This window comes from Streptomyces sp. NPDC034111, assembly GCF_055575375.1.
The window spans coordinates 1-17,675 of the sequence record NZ_JBVIST010000012.1; the positions used below are offsets into that span (position 1 = coordinate 1).

The 17,675-nt window shown below is 72.9% G+C and carries 12 protein-coding genes; 8 read left to right on the top strand and 4 right to left on the bottom strand.

The features are described 5' to 3' along the window. The first annotated feature begins 55 nt into the window (after positions 1–55). Positions 56–1,005 (top strand): IS5 family transposase gene (locus ACZ55A_RS24450; RefSeq protein WP_468843803.1). Its coding sequence is split into 2 segments (ribosomal slippage): positions 56–445 and positions 448–1,005, totalling 948 coding nucleotides; the frame shifts between segments, so codons are not numbered across the junction. Between the two features lie 44 nt (positions 1,006–1,049). On the opposite strand, the gene ACZ55A_RS24455 is transcribed toward ACZ55A_RS24450, so the two are convergent. Continuing rightward, complete coding sequence (locus ACZ55A_RS24455; protein WP_468843805.1) at positions 1,050–2,531, bottom strand: S41 family peptidase; 1,482 nt, start codon at positions 2,529–2,531, stop codon at positions 1,050–1,052. A 236-nt stretch (positions 2,532–2,767) separates the two neighbouring features. Here ACZ55A_RS24455 and recN point away from each other — a divergent pair, with 236 nt between their 5' ends. The 4 genes from recN to ACZ55A_RS24475 all read left to right on the top strand — a co-directional run bounded on the left by recN (position 2,768) and on the right by ACZ55A_RS24475 (position 7,592). After that, entirely contained in the window at positions 2,768–4,495 is a 1,728-nt protein-coding gene (gene recN / locus ACZ55A_RS24460; RefSeq protein WP_468844221.1) for a DNA repair protein RecN, read from the top strand. Positions 4,496–4,501: 6 nt separating this feature from the next. Continuing rightward, positions 4,502–5,308 carry a hypothetical protein gene (locus ACZ55A_RS24465; RefSeq protein WP_468843808.1) on the top strand — a complete coding sequence of 269 codons (807 nt, stop codon included), beginning with the start codon at positions 4,502–4,504 and terminating at the stop codon, positions 5,306–5,308. 373 nt (positions 5,309–5,681) lie between these two features. Beyond that, positions 5,682–6,854 (top strand): glycosyltransferase family 4 protein, encoded by a 1,173-nt coding sequence (locus ACZ55A_RS24470; protein ID WP_468843810.1) that lies wholly within the window; start codon positions 5,682–5,684, stop codon positions 6,852–6,854. A gap of 63 nt (positions 6,855–6,917) precedes the next feature. Continuing rightward, the gene (locus ACZ55A_RS24475; protein WP_468843813.1) at positions 6,918–7,592 is read left to right on the top strand and encodes a LysE family translocator; all 675 of its coding nucleotides are present in this window, start codon (positions 6,918–6,920) and stop codon (positions 7,590–7,592) included. Positions 7,593–7,619: 27 nt separating this feature from the next. Here the strand turns inward: ACZ55A_RS24475 and ACZ55A_RS24480 are convergent, their stop codons facing one another. Then, positions 7,620–9,254, bottom strand: coding sequence for a PucR family transcriptional regulator (locus tag ACZ55A_RS24480; protein ID WP_468843816.1), 1,635 nt, complete (start codon positions 9,252–9,254; stop codon positions 7,620–7,622). 147 nt (positions 9,255–9,401) lie between these two features. Beyond that, complete coding sequence (locus ACZ55A_RS24485; RefSeq protein ID WP_468843818.1) at positions 9,402–10,556, bottom strand: LacI family DNA-binding transcriptional regulator; 1,155 nt, start codon at positions 10,554–10,556, stop codon at positions 9,402–9,404. Positions 10,557–10,791: 235 nt separating this feature from the next. Here ACZ55A_RS24485 and ACZ55A_RS24490 point away from each other — a divergent pair, with 235 nt between their 5' ends. The 3 genes from ACZ55A_RS24490 to ACZ55A_RS24500 all read left to right on the top strand — a co-directional run bounded on the left by ACZ55A_RS24490 (position 10,792) and on the right by ACZ55A_RS24500 (position 15,648). Continuing rightward, on the top strand, positions 10,792–11,847 hold the full coding sequence (locus ACZ55A_RS24490; RefSeq protein WP_468843820.1) for a glycoside hydrolase family 16 protein: 1,056 nt from the start codon (positions 10,792–10,794) through the stop codon (positions 11,845–11,847). Next, positions 11,844–13,031: a beta-1,3-glucanase family protein gene (locus ACZ55A_RS24495; RefSeq protein WP_468843822.1), complete on the top strand. Its 1,188-nt coding sequence runs from the start codon at positions 11,844–11,846 to the stop codon at positions 13,029–13,031. The genes ACZ55A_RS24490 and ACZ55A_RS24495 overlap by 4 nt, the downstream gene beginning before the upstream one ends. A 199-nt stretch (positions 13,032–13,230) precedes the next feature. Next, entirely contained in the window at positions 13,231–15,648 is a 2,418-nt protein-coding gene (locus tag ACZ55A_RS24500; RefSeq protein ID WP_468843825.1) for an ATP-binding cassette domain-containing protein, read from the top strand. A 33-nt stretch (positions 15,649–15,681) separates the two neighbouring features. Here ACZ55A_RS24500 and ACZ55A_RS24505 read toward each other — a convergent pair whose 3' ends face one another. Then, positions 15,682–17,484 carry a glycoside hydrolase family 15 protein gene (locus tag ACZ55A_RS24505; RefSeq protein WP_468844223.1) on the bottom strand — a complete coding sequence of 601 codons (1,803 nt, stop codon included), beginning with the start codon at positions 17,482–17,484 and terminating at the stop codon, positions 15,682–15,684. Positions 17,485–17,675 lie beyond the last annotated feature (191 nt).

Sequence of the window (17,675 nt, forward strand, 5' to 3'; positions counted from 1 at the left end):
CGGTTTTACAGCGCGGAAGAAGTGCTCCGGTTCGTTGAGTCCACGGAGGAATCGAATGCCCATGCGAAACCGTGAGGTTGTTTCCGGACGGCTTCTACTGCCCGCCAACGGCAAGCCCGGCGGGCAGTGGGCCGATCACCGCAAAGTGATCAACGGGGTGCTGTTCCGGGCCCGTACCGGTGTGCCCTGGCCAGACCTGCCCGAACGGTACGGCCCCTGGCAGACCGTCTACGAGCGTCACCGCCGCTGGTCAGCTGACGGCACCTGGCAGCAGATCCTGACCGAGTTACAGATCGAGGCTGACGCCGCCGACCCCGACGGGGCGCTGGCCAAGGACGTCGAGAAGGAAAGCGTGCAGCGTCGGCGGGAATGGGCGGTGAGCATCGACTCCACGTCCTGCCGGGCCCACCAGCACGCGGCCGGTGCCCGCCGCCGGCCGCCGCGTGACTTCCCGCAAAAGGGGGCGGTTCGCGTGTGGAAGCCGATGGGCGTGAGGCGCTGGGACGCTCACGAGGCGGACTGACCAGCAAAATCCACCTGTTGGCCGACGACCGGGCCCGCCCGCTGACCTGGCAGACCTCCCCGGGCCAGCGGGGCGACAGCCCCATGTTCATCCCCGTGCTGGAGAGCCTGCGGATCCAGCGGCGCGGACCAGGCCGACCCCGCAGCCGGCCAGATCGCGTCCGTGGTGACAAGGCGTACTCCAGCTACGACAACCGCGCTTACCTGCGACGGCGGGGAATCAAAGCGACCATCGCCCAACCCGACGACCAGCGGGCCAAGCGCCGGCGAAAGGGGAGGGCCGGCGGACGTCCCCCGGCCTTCGACAAGGCCCAGTACCGCCACCGCAGCGCCGTCGAGCGATGCGTCAGCAAGTGGAAGCAGTACCGCGCAGTGGCCAGCAGGTACGACAAACGCGACTACATCTTCAACGGCACCCTGGCCGTTGCAGCCATCGTCATCTGGCTCCGCGACACCGTCCAAGAGCCATCAGAAACGGCCTAGACGCCCCTGGCAGCCAGGCAGCCAGGCAGCCAGGCAGGCAGTCCCTACCGGCCGTCCCCTCCGGCGCCGCGCGCCGTCAGGAGCTCCCTGGCGCGGGTGAGGGCGGAGTCGCGCCGCGCGGAGAGCTCCTCGTCGGTGAAGACCGGGGTGGAGAGGGCCGGGGGTATCCCGCCGCCGTCGAAGGTGCGGCCGTCGTCCGTCAGGAACTCCTCGTTGGGGAGGCCGAAGGACCAGCCGTTGGGGAGCCTGCGGTCCAGGATGTCGGAGAACACACCTTGGGTGTTCTCGCCGATGCGGGTGGGGGAGAGCGAGCGGCCCATCAGGGACTGGGTGAAGGTCTCGCCCGCGCTGATCGTCAGCCGCCCGGTCAGGACCGCGACCGGGCCGGTGTAGACCGGGCCCTGGTGCGGGCGGACCGTGAGGGGCTGGGGCACGGTGAACCTGCCCGGCTCGTGGGGGTGGTTGCGTGCCCGCTTGCGGTAGGCGAGGTAGCGGCGGTCGGTGAGCCGGGAGGCGATGCGCAGACCGAGGGGGTCGGAGCCGCCGCCGTTGAGCCGTACGTCGACGATGAGGCCGCGCAGGGCCGTCGGGCCCTGCGTACGGGCCTTGGTGAACACCGAGTCCAGGGCGCGGTCGAGCTCGGCGACGTCGCCGGCGTAGTCGCCCTTCTTGGTGTAGCCGGCGAACTGGGTGACGCGGAAGTAGCCGATGCGGCCGGGGAGATCGGCGTACGTCAGCTTGCCCTGGGCCCAGTGGCGCTGGACGGTGCCGGGGCCGAGATGCGCGGCGATCGCCTTGTCGACACGGGCGGTGAATTCCGGGGTGGGCAGCACCGTGCCCGGCCGCTTGCCCGCGAACCACCGGTCGGGACCCGCGATGACCCGGGTGTGCGCATCGTGCAGCGGCTCGATCATCTTGCGCAGCACCGCGAAGAGTTCGTCGTCGGTGGTCTTCGCCGTGATGCGGGGGCGGTAGCGGTCGCGGACCGCCCGCCAGTCGATCTTCTTCGCACGGAAGAAGGGGTAATTCTCGGCAAATGTCTGCCAGAAGACGTCGAAGACCGCCCGGGGATCGTGCGGCGGGCGCTTGCGGCAGCGGTCGGGCAGAGCGCCGATGCGGTGCAGGCCCCGGTGGCCGGCGCCGTCCTCGAAGGACAGCCGGGCCCGGTCGGCGCCCGACGGCGTCACCGTGAGGCGGCCCGCGTCGGGGACCGTGAAAACGCTCCGGCCGTGCCCGTCGGGGCCGCCCGTACGGGTGCCCGTGACCGAGCCGGGCAGACAGCTGAGGGTCGTGGTGTCGTACGTCCGCAGGCTGCGGCCGTGGACGGTGACGAGGGTGCCGTAGCCGTCCGTCCGCCAGACACCGTCCAGGGACGTGGACGGGGCGGAGGCCTGCGTGCCCGGCGCGGACCGGGCCGGGGCCGGAGCGCCCGGGGCCGCGCAGGCGGCGGTGGTGGTCAGGGCGGTCAGGGCGGCGAGTAGCAGGGCCGTCCCGCCGGTGCGGCGGGGGCGCCGTGGGCTGTTCATCGGGAGTACCTCTCCGGGGTCAGGCCGAGGACAGGGTTTCCGTGGCGCACATGACTGCACCTTTCGTCTCGGACCTGCCTCAGCGTGGCGTCCGGGCGTGCGCGGGCACCATGAGGAATGCCTCCGGCTTCCGGTGGGGTTTTCCGCAGTGCCGGGCGCGGGAGTCACAGGAGTCGGGGGGAGGCCGTCGCGGGGTGCCCCCCGGACCTCGTAAGGTCTTATCCGTGTTGGAGGAGATGCGGATCCGGTCCCTGGGTGTCATTGATGACGCCGTTGTCGAGCTGTCCCCGGGCTTCACGGCGGTGACCGGCGAGACGGGCGCGGGCAAGACCATGGTCGTCACCAGCCTCGGCCTGCTGCTCGGCGGGCGCGCCGACCCCGCCCTGGTGCGGATCGGCGCCAAATCGGCGGTCGTGGAGGGCAGGATCAGCGTCGGACCCCAGGCCCCCGCCGCGGTGCGGGCCGAGGAGGCCGGTGCCGAACTGGACGACGGCGCCCTCCTGATCAGCCGTACGCTCTCCGCCGAGGGCCGTTCGCGCGCCCATGTGGGCGGCCGCTCCGTACCGGTCGGACTGCTCGGGGAGCTGGCCGACGACCTGGTCGCGGTACACGGTCAGACCGACCAGCAGGGCCTGCTGCGGCCGGCCCGGCAGCGCCAGGCCCTGGACCGCTACGCCGGGGACGCGGTCGCCGTCCCGCTCGCCAAGTACACCGCCGCCCACCGCAGGCTGCGCGCCGTCGCCGCCGAGCTGGCGGAGCTGACCACCCGGGCCCGCGAGCGCTCCCAGGAAGCGGATCTGCTGCGCTTCGGTCTCGACGAGATCGCGGCCGCCGAACCGCAGCCCGGCGAGGACACCGAACTCGCCGCCGAGGCCGAGCGGCTCGGGCACGCCGAGGCGCTGGCCGGCGCCGCGACCGCCGCGCACGCTGCGCTGGCCGGCAACCCGGAGGACCCCGAGGGCGTCGACGCCACCACCCTGGTCGCCGGTGCGCACCGCGCGCTGGAGGCCGTGCGCGGCCACGACCAGGAGCTCGCCGCGCTCGCCGAGCGCCTCGGCGAGATCGGCATCCTGATGGCCGACGTGGCGGGCGAGCTCGCCGGTTACGCCGACAACCTGGACGCCGACCCGCTGCGGCTCGCCGCGGTCGAGGAACGCCGCGCCGCCCTGAACCACCTCACCCGTAAGTACGGCGAGGACATCGCGGCGGTACTGGCGTGGTCCGAGCAGAGCGCCGCCCGGCTCGGGGAACTCGACGGTGACGACGACCGGATCGGCGAGCTCACCGCCGAACGGGACGCCCTGCGCACCGAACTCGGCGAGCTGGCACAGGCGCTGACCGATGCCCGCACGGCCTCGGCGCAGCGTTTCGCCGACGCGGTGACCGCCGAACTCGCCGAACTGGCCATGCCGCACGCCCGCGTGACCGTGGACATCCGCCAGACCGAGGTCGCCGAGGACGCCGACGGCATCGAGGTCGGCGGCCGCACCGTGGCCTACGGACCGGCCGGCGCCGACGAGGTCGAACTCCTGTTGGCGCCGCACCCGGGCGCACCGCCGCGACCGATCGCCAAGGGGGCGTCCGGCGGTGAGCTCTCCAGGGTGATGCTCGCCGTCGAGGTGGTCTTCGCCGGCTCCGACCCCGTACCGACGTACCTCTTCGACGAGGTCGACGCGGGCGTCGGCGGCAAGGCGGCCGTCGAGGTCGGCCGGCGGCTGGCCAGGCTCGCGAAGTCGGCACAGGTCGTGGTCGTCACCCACCTCCCGCAGGTCGCGGCCTTCGCGGACCGCCAGCTGCTGGTCGCGAAGACCCATGACGGCTCGGTCACCAGGAGCGGGGTCACCGTCCTGGAGGGCGAGGAGCGGGTCCGCGAACTCTCCCGCATGCTGGCCGGCCAGGAGGACTCCGAAACGGCCCGCGCCCATGCGGAGGAGCTGCTGGAGACGGCGCGGTCGGGACGTTAGGGCAGGATGCCGGGCGAGGGGAGCGGGACGGTGGCAGGTGGCAAGGTGCGGGGGCGGATCCCGGCGCTGCTCGGGGCGGCAGGGGTGACGCGCGCGGTATACGGGGCGCTGAAGAGCAGGCCGCCGGGCGGGGCCGTCCTGTGGGAGCGCAAGAACCACGCCGGCCGGACCGTGCATCTGCACGCCGGACTCGCGGCGACCGCCGGTACCGCGCTGGCCGCCGCCACCGCACCGGGTCTGCCCGCCCGGGCCCGGACCGCGACGGCGCTGGCCGTACTGGCCGCCGGCGGCTGCGGGGCCTACGACGACGTCTTCGGCGCCGACGACCCCCGGCGCGGATTCCGGGCGCACCTCTCGGCGCTGCGGCACCGCGAGGTCACCAGCGGTGCGGTGAAGCTGTTCGGGATCGGCGCTGCCGGGCTGGCCGCGGGGGCCCTGCTGAAGGAGCGCCCGGCCGACAAGCTGCTGGCGGGCGTGGTGATCGCGGGCTCGGCGCATCTGGTGAACCTCCTGGACGTCCGGCCGGGCCGGGCAGTCGGCGCCGTACTGGCCGCCGGTGCGCCGGGGGTGCTGCGGAGCGGCCCGGCGGGAGCCCTGGCCGCCGCGCCCATGGGGGCCGCGGCCGCCGTCGTCGGCGACGACCTCGGGGAGCGCACGATGCTCGGGGACGCCGGGGCGCATGCGCTCGGTGCCGCTCTCGGCCTCGCCGTCGTCACGGCGAACGGCCGCCGTGGACTGGCCGCGCACGCCGCAGGGCTGATCGCCGCCGCGGCCGCGGGGGACCGCGTGAGCCGGGCGGCAGCGGCGGTCTGAGGTCTGAAGGGGTCCGCGGGGCGTGTCCCGGACAGCGGCGCGTGCGCCCGGTGGCGCGGTGGTGGGCGTACCCCGGAGGCCCGGGTCACCCGTAGGAACCGTTCATGCGCGCGGGCGGTTTGTCGCCCATGTGGGTGATCCGGTGAGCGCTGGGGTGAGACTTCCCACCGGAACGGCGGGCCGACGGTGCCGAATTGGCGTCGTCGGACTGGCATCCTGGGCGCGGTGCCCGGTTCCGGCCGCGCTCGCCGTGTGCCTGTGCCCTCATACCGGGCGGGACGGCGGTCGCCCGGTTCTGCACCGCAGTGCCCCGCAGTAGCGGACCGACCTACCGGTATGGTCCGTTCCGCCCCGACCCAGGAGCTCCGACCACGTGATCAGCACGCCGACCTCGACGCACGGGCTGTCACCGCTGCGCACGGTCCAGGTGCTGGGACACGGCAGCGCCGGCAGCGCGGCACACGTCCGCTCGCTGGCCGAAGGGCTGGTCGCGCGCGGCGTACGGGTGACCGTCTGTGCCACGCCGGAAACCGAGGAGGCCTACGACTTCACCGGCGCCGGCGCACGGTTCGTACACGTTCCTCCGCGGACGGACCCGGCGAGCATGGCCGTGCTGCGCAGCGCCTGCTGGGACGCCGACCTGGTGCATGCGCACGGCCTGCGGGCCGGGCTGCGCGCCTCGATGGCGCTGAGCGGACTGCGCGGCCCCAGGGGAGGCGGGCGGGTTCCCCTGGTGATGACCTGGCACACCAAGGCACACCTCGAGGGCGCCCGGGCCGGGCTGGTGCATCTGATGGAGCGGCGGGTGGCCCGGGCGTCCGCCGTCGTCCTGGGCGCCTGCTCCGATCTCGTGGACCGGGCGCGTGAGCGGGGCGCCCGCGACGCACGGCTCGCACCGGTCGCGATTCCCCGCCCCCGGTCCGGAGGCGGGGAGGCCGAGCCCGAGGACCACGACCGGACGCGCCACAAGGAGCGTGCCGAACTGGGCGCGGTGGACCGCCCGTTGCTGCTCGCGGTCGGCCGCCTCGACCCGAGCCAGGGCCATGACCTGCTGCTGGACGCGACACACGCCTGGTGTGCGCTCGATCCGCAGCCGCTGGTCGCCATCGCGGGGGAGGGGGAGCAACGGGCCGCGCTCCAGCGGCGGATCGACCTCGAACAGCTGCCGGTCCAGCTCCTCGGCCGCCGCGACGATGTGCCCGAACTCCTCGCCGCCGCCGATCTGGTGGCGCTTCCCAGCAAGTGGGAGGCGCGTTCGCTGATCGCCCAGGAGGCGCTGCGGGCCGGGGTGCCGCTGGTCGCCACCGACACCGGAGGCACCCGCGAACTGGTCGGCCGGGCCGCGGAGCTGGTCCCCTACGGGGACGCCGCCGCCCTGGCCCGTGCCGTACTGGCGCTGCTCGCCGACCCGGCACGCCGGGAAGCGCTCGCCGCTGCCGGCCGCCGCCAGGCCGCCGGCTGGCCGAGCGAGAACGACACGGTCACCCAGGTCCTCAGCGTTTACGACGAGTTGACGCAGCCGGGCCCGCCCGTCCAGCCCCTGTAGCCGGGCGGTACGGTCCTTGCCGTCGGACCTTGTACGGCGCGGGACAGGAGACAGGAGAGCCCTGTGACGGCTGCGGTAGCGGGTTTTGCGTTGTTCGCCCTGCTGGTGACGGTGGCTCCGGGGCCGGACACCCTCCTGGTGCTGCGCAACTGTGTGCGTGGCGGCCGGCGTACGGGTGCCGCCACCGCCCTCGGTGCCGGCGCCGGGTCGCTCGCCTGGGCGGTGGCCGCGGCCGTCGGGCTGGCGGCGGCGCTCCAGCGCTGGGACACGGCGTTCACGGTCGTACGGCTGGCGGGCGCGGCCTACCTGATGGTGCTCGGCGGACAGGCGCTGTGGGCACACCGGCGCTCCGCCGCGAAGGTCACCGGCCCCGCGCCCGCGGACCCGGTGGACCTCACCGGAGCGGACGGGCGGACCGCCCCGGTGGTCCTGGCCCCGGTAGCCGCCTTCCGGCAGGGGCTGTTGAGCTGTCTGCTCAACCCCAAGGTCGGGATCTTCTTCGTGGCCGTGGTGCCGCAGTTCCTCCCCGAGGGGCACTCGGTGCTCGGCACCACGCTGCTGCTCGGGGCCGTCGACGCGGTGATCGCCGCCGGCTGGCTGCTGCTGGTCGTGGGCTGCGCGGGGCGGGTGCTGCGCCGGCTGCGGCGGCCCCGGGTGCAGCGCAATCTGGAGCGGGCCACGGGCGGGGTGCTGGTCGCGCTCGGGATCGGGACGGCAGCCGAGACGGTCGCGGGGTAGCCCGCCCCCCAGGGGTGGCCCGTTCCGCTACGGCTTGTCCGTATGGCGTCGGGCGCGCAGGGCCAGCCGCAGGCCCAGAACCGTCTGCGGGTCGTCCAGGTCCGTGCCCAGGAGCTGGGCGATGCGGGCCAGCCGGTCGTAGAGCGTCTGGCGGTTGACGTTGAGATCACGGGCGGTCTCGGCCTTGCGGCCGGCGCTCGCCAGATACGCCTCCAGCGTGGGCAGCAGGGGCTGGCGGGCGCCGCGGTCGTGCGCGAGCAGCGGACCGATGGCGCGCTCCACGAAGTCGTTGAGCACGCCCTGTTCGCCGTGTTCGCGCATCCGCCACAGCAGCAGCTCGATATCGAGCCGGCGCGCGTCGTACCAGGGCTGTTCCGGCAGGCCCTGGGCCGCGGCCGCCGCCTCCGCGGCATGCCGCAGTCCGGGGCCGGCCGCCGCCCAGTCGCCGGCCGTACCGACGACGACCACCGGGCGGTGCGCCGTCGGACGGTCCAGGCCCGCGCGGACGACCCCCGCGCGCAGCGCCTCGGCGATCCGGTCGGCGAGCGCCGCACGGTCCTGGCCGGTGCGCAGCGCCACCAGCATCGGGACCCGGCCCTCCACGGGACGTACACCGAGGAGCACCGGCACCCCGGGGGCGGCGAGTTCCTCGCGCAGGGCTTGGGCGAGCAGGGCCCAGCTGCCGGGGGTGGGGAGCCCGGCGGGCAGCCGCATGACCACCGGGAGGACGGGTTCCGGGCCGGGGCGGAAGCCCAGCAGGCGGGCCTGGGCCGGTGCCTCGGCCGCGGAGATCCGGCCCTCCGCAAGGTCGGCGAGGAAGTCACCGCGCCCCCGGGCGGCCAGTACCTCCTCCTGACGGGACTGGAGCATGACCACGGCGAGCAGATCGGCCGCGCGCTCGGCGGCGATCCGGTGCACCGGCGCCACGGGGGTGTTGACCGGCAGCAGGACCAGGCGGGCGCGGACCGCGTCCGGGCCGTGGCCGCCGCCCGGCACGTCGATGCGTACGCCGGTGTCGCGCAGCCCCTCCCAGGCCAGCAGCGGATCGGCGTCCGCGGGGCCCCCGTCGTCGTCGCTGCCGGGGCCCGCGGCGTACAGCGGGCTGCCGTCGGGGGCCTCCAGACAGAGCGGGTTGCCGGTGAAGTCGGCGAGCAGCCGCAGCACCTCGGGCCCGCCGCCACCGCGCAGCAGCACGTCCGTGCAGCGCCGCAGGATCTCGTCGGCCCGCCGCAGCAGTGCGTAGTGGCTGTTGATGATCTCGGTGTGGATCGCTTCGGTCACCGTGACGTACGGGACCTCGCGATGCAGTTGGATCAGCGGCAGCCCGCAGTCGCGCGCGGCCTCGACCAGTGCCGAGGGCAGTGCGGCGAAACGCGAGCCCAGCTCCACGACGAGAGCGGCGATCTCGCGGTCGGCGAGCTTACGGATGAACGCGCGCTGCTCGGAAGGACGGGCGCCCAGTCCGAGTCCCGTGGTGAGCAGCAGCTCGCCCCCCTTGAGCAGCGAGGCGATATGCGGGACCTCGCCCGCGTGCACCCAGCGCACCGGGCGGTCCAGCCGGTCCCCGCCGGCCAGCACCTCCGGCAGCCCGCGCCGCAGCGCGGGCAGCTCCAGCGCCCTGCGCACCGTGATCTCGGCTTCGATCGTTGCTTCCGGCCCCATGGCCAGGACGGTACCCGCAGTCCGGCGCGGGGACGTTACCCGCAGTCCGCAGAGCGGAGCCGCACGGTCCGGGGCGCGCGCGGCCACGGGCCCGCGGTGGGTGGTCGCGCGGGCCGCGGGAGCCCGACGGGCCGCCCCGGCGTCCGCTCACCCCGACTCCCGCACCACCAGCCGCGCCGGTGTGATCACCGGTGCCAGTTCGACCGGGGCGGCCCGCCGGGCTCCCGCGGCCCGCGCCCGCGACGGCGTCCCGCCCGTCCCGCCGGCTCCGTCCTCCGCCCGGCCCGTTCCGTCGGGTGCACCCGCCCCGCCCGGCGCTCCCTCCGTCCTCCGCACCTCCAGCAGCCGCAGCAGCATCCGGGCCATCAGCCGCCCCATCTCCTCCACGTCCTGGCGGACCGTGGTCAGCGGGGGATCCGCCCAGGCGGCCGGCTCCAGATCGTCGTAGCCGACCACCGCGACGTCGTCGGGGACCCGGCGCCCGCGCGCCCGCAGGGTGCGCAGCGCGCCGCTCGCCATCAGGTCGGAGCAGACGAAGACGGCATCCAGGTCCGGTGCGGAGTCCAGGAGCCGGGCCATGGCGCGCTCACCGCCGGATGCGGTGAACCCGCCGTCCGCGAGCAGCCGGGGGTCCGGCTCCGCCGTGCCCAGTGCCTCGCAGTAGCCGTCGAGGCGGTCCATCGCGGAGGTCTGGTCCAGCGGTCCGGTGATCACGGCGATCCGGCGCCGGCCGCGGCCGAGGAGATGGCGTACGGCCTGACGGGCGCCGTCGCGGTTGTCGGTGTCCACGTACAGCGGCCGCGGGGCGCGGTCGGCACCCGCCCAGCCGGGCCGGCCGCCGTAGACGGTGGGCAGCCCGGCACGGTCGGCCATGGCGGGCAGCGGGTCGTCGGTGTGCAGCGAGAACATCAGCGCACCGTCGACATGGCCGCCCGCCAGATAGCGGCCGATCCGGTCGTAGTCGGCGCGGTGCTCGACGAACATCAGCAGAAGCTGGGTGTCGGCGGCGGCCAGTTCACGGCTGATCCCGCGCAGCTGGCGGCCGAAGAACGGGTCGGAGAAGACCCGCCTCTCCGGTTCGGCGATCACCACGGCGACCGCTCCGGTGCGGCGGGTGACCAGGGTGCGGGCCGCGCTGTTAGGTACGTAGCCCAGTTCGTGCACCGCCTGCCGGACCCGCTCCTGGACGGCCTCCCGTACGCCCGTACCGCCGTTGACCACCCGGGACACCGTCGCGCGGGAGACCCCGGCGAGCGCCGCGACCGCCTCCAGCGTCGGCCGCGGACCGTTCGGCTCACTCATCGTGCGCCTCCTCGTCGCCCACCGTGCGTCTCCTTCTCACTCACCGTGCGCCTCCTCCTCGGACACCGGGCCACCCCTTCCGGACCTACGCCCAACTGGTTTTTCCCCGCGGTGACTTGACGGTGTGCCGTCGAGTCGGCAGGGTGCACGGAGCACCGTATGAGAGCGCTCTCATACCGCATACCCCCCGCGGAGCTCCTCACTACCCCCCCCACCGTGCCGAGGAGAGAATGTCATGAGCATGAGAATGCGGTCCGGAAATCCGGCCGGAAATCGGGCCGGAAAACGGGCCGGTTACGCCAGGAGAGCAGCGCTCTTCGCCGCGAGCACCGCACTTGTCACCACCTCCGCCCTCACCCTCCCCGCAGCACCCTCGGCCTCCGCAGCGGAAGCCGCCCGCACCGCGACCACCGCCCCCGCCGCCTTCCAGGAAGTCTGGCGCACGGACTTCGACGGCGCCGCCGGATCGCGGCCGTCCGGAGACGACTGGATCACCGACACCGGGACCGGCTACCCGGGAGGCCCGGCCAACTGGGGCACCGGCGAGCGCCAGACCTACACCGACCGCCCCGACAACCTCCAGCTCGACGGCGCCGGCCACCTCAGGATCACCGCGCTGAAGGACGGCACCACCTGGACCTCGGGCCGTATCGAGTCCCGGCGCAGCGACTTCGCCGCCCCGGCGGGCGGCACGCTGCGTATCGAGGCGAGCATCCGGATGCCCGATGTCTCCGGGGACGGCGCGCTCGGCTACTGGCCGGCCTTCTGGACGCTGGGCGCCGAATACCGCGGCACCTACTGGAACTGGCCGGGCATCGGCGAGTTCGACATCATGGAGAACGTCAACGGCATCAACAAGGTCTGGGGCGTACTGCACTGCGGTGTCAACCCCGGCGGGCCGTGCAACGAGACCCAGGGCAGGGGCACTTCCCGCCCGTGCCCGGGCAGCGCCTGTCAGGCGGGATTCCACACCTACGCGCTGGAACTGGACCGCGCCGACCCGGCCGCCGAATCACTGCGCTGGTACGTCGACGGGCAGCAGTTCCACACCGTCAACGCCTCCGAGATGGACGCCGACAGCTGGGCGAAGGCCACCCACCACGGCCACTTCCTGCTGCTCAACCTCGCGATGGGCGGGGCGTTCCCCGACGGCGCGGCCGGCCGGGCGACACCCACGGACGCGACGCAGCCGGGCGGCTCCCTGCTCGTCGACAACGTTGCCGTCTCCGTACAGCAGCCCACCCGGCAGTCCTCCCTGCAACCCCCCACCCGGCAAGGAGCCACCTCGTGATCACTCGACGCAGCCTGCTCGGCGGCCTCGCCGCCGGCGCCGCCACCGCCTCCGGAATCGCCCTGGCCGGCCGCGCGGCCGGCGCACCCGCCCCGGCCCGCCGGCCCACCCCCGACGGCCGGACCGCAGCCGGCATGCCCCTGCACCTCGTCAACAACTCCGGTGCGTACGCCAATTCCTCGGTCTGGATCTATATCGTCGGCAATGACGGCACCCAGCAGGTCCACGTCACCCCGGAGGGCGAGCTCAAGCCCGTCGCCCTGGCCGACAACGGCCCGGACGGTTTCACCGACTACGCCATACCGCTCGCCGCCAACGGCACCACCACCCTCCAACTGCCCCGGATGTCCGGCCGGATCTACACCGCGCTCGGCGGCAAGCTCAAGTTCAAGGCCGTCGAGGACGGCAACGGCAAGGCGGCACTGGCCTACCCGGCGGGCTGGGTCGCGTCCGACCCCAACTACGACGTGCTCCACGACTGCGCCGAGTTCACGTACAACTCCGGCGGTATGTACTGCAACACCACCATGGTCGACATGTTCAGCGTGCCGCTCGCCATCAAGCTCACCGGCGCCAAGGACCAGACCACCGGCACGCTCAAGGACGGCGCCCGCGCCAAGGTCTTCGCCGACGTCAAGGCCGCCGAGGGCTTCGAGGCCCTGGTCATCGACGACAAGCGGGTCATCGCCCCCGGCCACGGCCTGGACAGCGGACTCTTCGCCAAGGACCACCTCGCCCCGGCCATCGACGAGGCCTGGTCCGCCTACGAGGCCAAGGACCTGACCGTGACCACCGACGCGGGTACCTTCACCGGCCGGGTCCGCGACGGCAAGCTCGTCTTCACAGGCCCGGGCACGGTCTCCTTCGACAAGCCCTCCACCCGCGACGTCCTCTTCTGCGACGGCACCCTCGCCGCCCCCAACGACGGCACCACCGGTCCGGTGGCCGCCGTCCTGGGAGCGGCCCTCAACCGCTCGACCCTGGCCTCCCAGGCGCACCAGCCCACCACCGACCCGGCCGCCTTCTACCGGCCGCGGCTGACCAACCACTACGCCAAGGCCATGCACGCCGCGACCCGGGACGGCAAGGCCTACGGCTTCGCCTTCGACGACGTCGCCGGCTTCGCCTCGTACATCGAGGACGGCGCCCCGAAGGAGCTGACCCTCACCCTGACCCCCTTCTGACGCACAGGGCGGTGCCGCCCGGCTGCCGGGCGGCACCGAAGCCTGCCGGGCGGCCGGCGCCCCGTGTGCAGATCCCCTCAGCCGTGTGCGACCTGATGCGTGACGGCCGCTGATTCGTCTGACGCCGCGAAGGAATCAGACGTACGCTCGACCCCGGTCAGATCGAGCCAGGCGGCCCCGCCCGACAGAGGGAGACACGATGAGCAAGGCCACGAGGTCGGACACGCGGTCGCCTGCGCCGCACAGGGCCGACAGCCACGATCTGATCCGCGTGCACGGCGCGCGTGTGAACAACCTCAAGGACGTCAGCGTCGATCTCCCCAAGCGCCGCCTGACGGTGTTCACCGGCGTCTCCGGCTCGGGCAAGAGCTCGCTGGTGTTCGACACGATCGCCGCGGAGTCACAGCGGCTGATCAACGAGACCTACAGCGCCTTCGTACAGGGCTTCATGCCGACCCTGGCGCGGCCCGAGGTCGACTTCCTCGACGGCCTGACCACCGCGATCATCGTGGGCCAGGAGCGGATGGGCGCCAACGCCCGCTCCACCGTCGGCACCGTGACCGACGCCAACGCGATGCTGCGCATCCTCTTCAGCCGGCTCGGGCAGCCGCACATCGGCCCGCCCAACGCGTACTCCTTCAACGTCCCCTCGGTGAAGGCCGGCGGTGCGATCACCGTCGAGCGCGGCGCCGGCCGGACAAAGGCCGAGAAGGTGACGTTCCACCGCCTCGGCGGGATGTGTCCCCGTTGCGAGGGTATGGGCTCGGTCACCGACTTCGACCTGACCGCGCTGTACGACGACAGCCTGTCGCTCAACGAGGGCGCGCTCACCATCCCCGGCTACAGCATGGACGGCTGGTACGGCCGCATCTTCCGCGGCTGCGGCTTCTTCGACCCGGACAAGCCGATCCGCAAGTACACCAAGAAGGAACTGTACGACCTGCTCCACAAGGAGCCCGCCAAGATCAAGGTCGACGGGATCAACCTGACGTACGAGGGGCTGATCCCGAAGATCCAGAAGTCGTTCCTCGCCAAGGACGTCGACGCGCTTCAGCCGCATGTCCGCGCCTTCGTGGAGCGGGCGGTGACGTTCACGACCTGCCCCGACTGCGACGGCACCCGGCTCAGCGCGGAGGCCCGGTCGTCGAAGATCGGCGGGAAGAACATCGCCGACGTCTGCGCGATGCAGATCAGCGATCTGGCCGACTGGGTCAGGGGCCTCGACGAACCTGGGGGTACCGCCCCCGCGTACGGCACGGTGGCTCCCCTGCTCACCGGGCTGCAACACCTCCTCGACTCGTTCGCGGAGATCGGGCTGGGGTACCTCTCGCTCGACCGGCCGTCGGGCACCCTCTCCGGGGGAGAGGCACAGCGCACCAAGATGATCCGCCACCTCGGCTCGTCGCTCACCGACGTCACCTATGTCTTCGACGAGCCCACGATCGGGCTGCACCCCCACGACATCCAGCGGATGAACGACCTGCTGCGGCAGCTGCGCGACAAGGGCAACACCGTCCTCGTCGTGGAGCACAAGCCGGAGGCGATCGCGATCGCCGACCACGTCGTCGACCTCGGCCCGCGCGCCGGCACCGAGGGCGGGGAAGTGGTGTTCGAAGGCACCGTCGAGGGGCTGCGCGCCAGCGACACGCTCACCGGCAGACACCTCGACGACCGCGCGGCACTCAAGAAGACGGTGCGCACGCCCACCGGCACGCTGGAGATCCGGGGCGCCGGCGCCCACAACCTTCAGGACGTCGATGTCGACATCCCGCTCGGCACGCTGGTCGTGGTCACCGGAGTGGCGGGCTCGGGCAAGAGCTCACTGATCGACGGTTCGGTGGCGGGCCGGGACGGCGTGGTGTCGGTCGACCAGACCGCGATCCGCGGCTCGCGACGGAGCAACCCGGCGACGTACACCGGCCTGCTCGACCCGGTCCGCAAGGCGTTCGCGAAGGCCAACGGCGTGAAGCCGGCGCTGTTCAGCGCCAACTCCGAGGGCGCCTGCCCCAACTGCAACGGCGCCGGCGTCCTCTACACCGACCTGGCGATGATGGCCGGTGTCGCCACCACCTGCGAGGAGTGCGAGGGCAAGCGGTTCCAGGCATCGGTCCTCGAATACCACCTCGGCGGCCGCGACATCAGCGAGGTGCTCGCGATGCCGGTGACCGAGGCCGAGGAGTTCTTCGGTGCCGGCGAGGCGCGCACGCCGGCCGCGCACCGCATCCTCGGCCGGCTCGCCGACGTCGGGCTCGGCTACCTCACCCTCGGCCAGCCGCTCACCACCCTGTCCGGCGGCGAGCGGCAGCGGCTCAAGCTGGCCACCCGCATGGCGGAGAAGGGCGGCATCTACGTCCTCGACGAGCCGACCACCGGCCTTCACCTCGCCGATGTCGAGCAGCTGCTCGGCCTGCTCGACCGGCTCGTCGACTCCGGCAAGTCGGTCATCGTCATCGAGCACCACCAGGCGGTCATGGCGCACGCCGACTGGATCATCGACCTCGGCCCCGGCGCCGGCCACGACGGCGGCCGGATCGTCTTCGAGGGCACACCCGCCGACCTCGTCGCCGCCCGCTCCACCCTCACCGGCGAGCACCTGGCGGCCTATGTCGGCGCCTGACCGAGGCCGCCGGCACCCTCGTCCGGTGCCGCGCTAACCGCCGTACGCCCCGCTGGCCGTCAGCCGCAGTGCGGTGTCGATCAGCGGGACATGGCTGAACGCCTGCGGGAAGTTGCCCACCTGGCGCTTGAGCTTGGGGTCCCACTCCTCCGCCAGCAGCCCCAGGTCGTTACGGAGCGAGAGCAGCTTCTCGAAGAGCTTGCGGGCCTCGTCCACCCGGCCGATCATCGCCAGGTCGTCGGCGAGCCAGAACGAGCAGGCCAGGAACGCCCCTTCGTCCCCCTCCAGGCCGTCCACGCCGACGCCCTCACCGGCCGTCGGGTAGCGCAGCACAAAGCCGTCCTCGGTGGACAGCTCCCGCTGGATCGCCTCGATGGTGCCGATGACGCGCTTGTCGTCCGGCGGCAGGAAGCCGACCTGCGGGATCAGCAGCAGCGAGGCGTCCAGCTCCTGCGAACCGTAGGACTGGGTGAAGGTGTTGCGCTCCTTGTCGTACCCGTTCTCGCAGACGTCCCGGTGGATCGTCTCGCGCAGGTCCTTCCAGCGCTCCAGCGGGCCGTCGACATCGCCGGACTCGATCAGCTTCACCGTGCGGTCGACCGCGACCCAGGTCATGACCTTGGAGTGGACGAAGTGCCGGCGCGGTCCGCGGACCTCCCAGATGCCCTCGTCCGGCTCGTCCCAGTGCTTCTCCACCCACTGGATCAGCTTGAGCTGGAGCAGCGAGGCGTAGTCGTTACGGGCCAGGCCCGTCATGTGTGCCAGGTGCAGCGCCTCGGTGACCTCGCCGTAGACATCGAGCTGGAGCTGTCCGGCGGCGCCGTTGCCGACCCGCACCGGACGTGAATTCTCGTACCCGGGAAGCCAGTTGAGATCGTTCTCGCCCAACTCCCGCTCACCGGCGATGCCGTACATGATCTGGAGGTTCTCCGGGTCGCCGGCGACCGCCCGCAGCAGCCACTCCCGCCAGGCCCGCGCCTCTTCGCGGTAGCCGGTGCGCAGCAGGGAGGAGAGGGTGATCGCCGCGTCGCGGAGCCAGGTGAAGCGGTAGTCCCAGTTGCGGACGCCGCCGATGCACTCCGGCAGGGAGGTGGTCGGCGCCGCCACGATCCCGCCGGTCGGCGCGTACGTCAGCGCCTTGAGCGTGATCAGCGAGCGCACCACCGCATCGCGGTAGGGGCCGTGGTAGGTGCACTGCTCGACCCACTCGCGCCAGAACTCCTCGGTGGCCTCCAGCGACCCTTCGGGGTCCGCCACGGCCGGCGGCTGGTGGTGCGAGGGCTGCCAGCTGATCGTGAAGGCGATCCGCTCGCCCGGGGAGACCGTGAAGTCGGAGAAGGTGGTCAGGTCCTTGCCGTACGTCTCGGCCTCGGTGTCCAGCCATACCGAGTCCGGGCCCGCGACCGCGACCGTACGGTCGTCGATCTTGTGCACCCAGGGGACCACCCAGCCGTAGGCGAACCGCATCCGCAGCTCCGAGCGCATCGGGACGCGTCCGCTGACGCCCTCCACGATGCGGATCACCTGCGGCGCACCGTCGCGCGGCGGCATGAAGTCGATCACCCGGACGGTACCGCGCGGGGTGTCCCACTCGGATTCGAGGACGAGCGAATCGCCCCGGTAGCGGCGGCGGTCGGCCGGCCTGGACGCGGCGCCGTTGGCAGGGCCGATCCGCCAGAAACCGTGCTCCTCCGTGCCCAGCAGCCCTGCGAAGACCGCCGGCGAGTCGAAGCGGGGCAGGCACAGCCAGTCGACCGTCCCGTCTCTGCACACTAGAGCGGCGGTTTGCATATCGCCGATAAGTGCGTAGTCCTCGATGCGCCCGGCCACGTGCATCTCCCGTCGAACTGGAGTCACGCCCCCCATGGGACGTTGTGATCTGTCCGTCCTGCCCATGAAACGTCGCCGAGCAGCGGGACCGGAAATCGGGCGGGGGTGGTGCCTTCCCGGACGGCTCGTTGCGAGTGTCCGAGCAGGATACGACGCACCGCGGCCGATGCGCGCGCCCCTGGCAAGGAGTGCGGTGC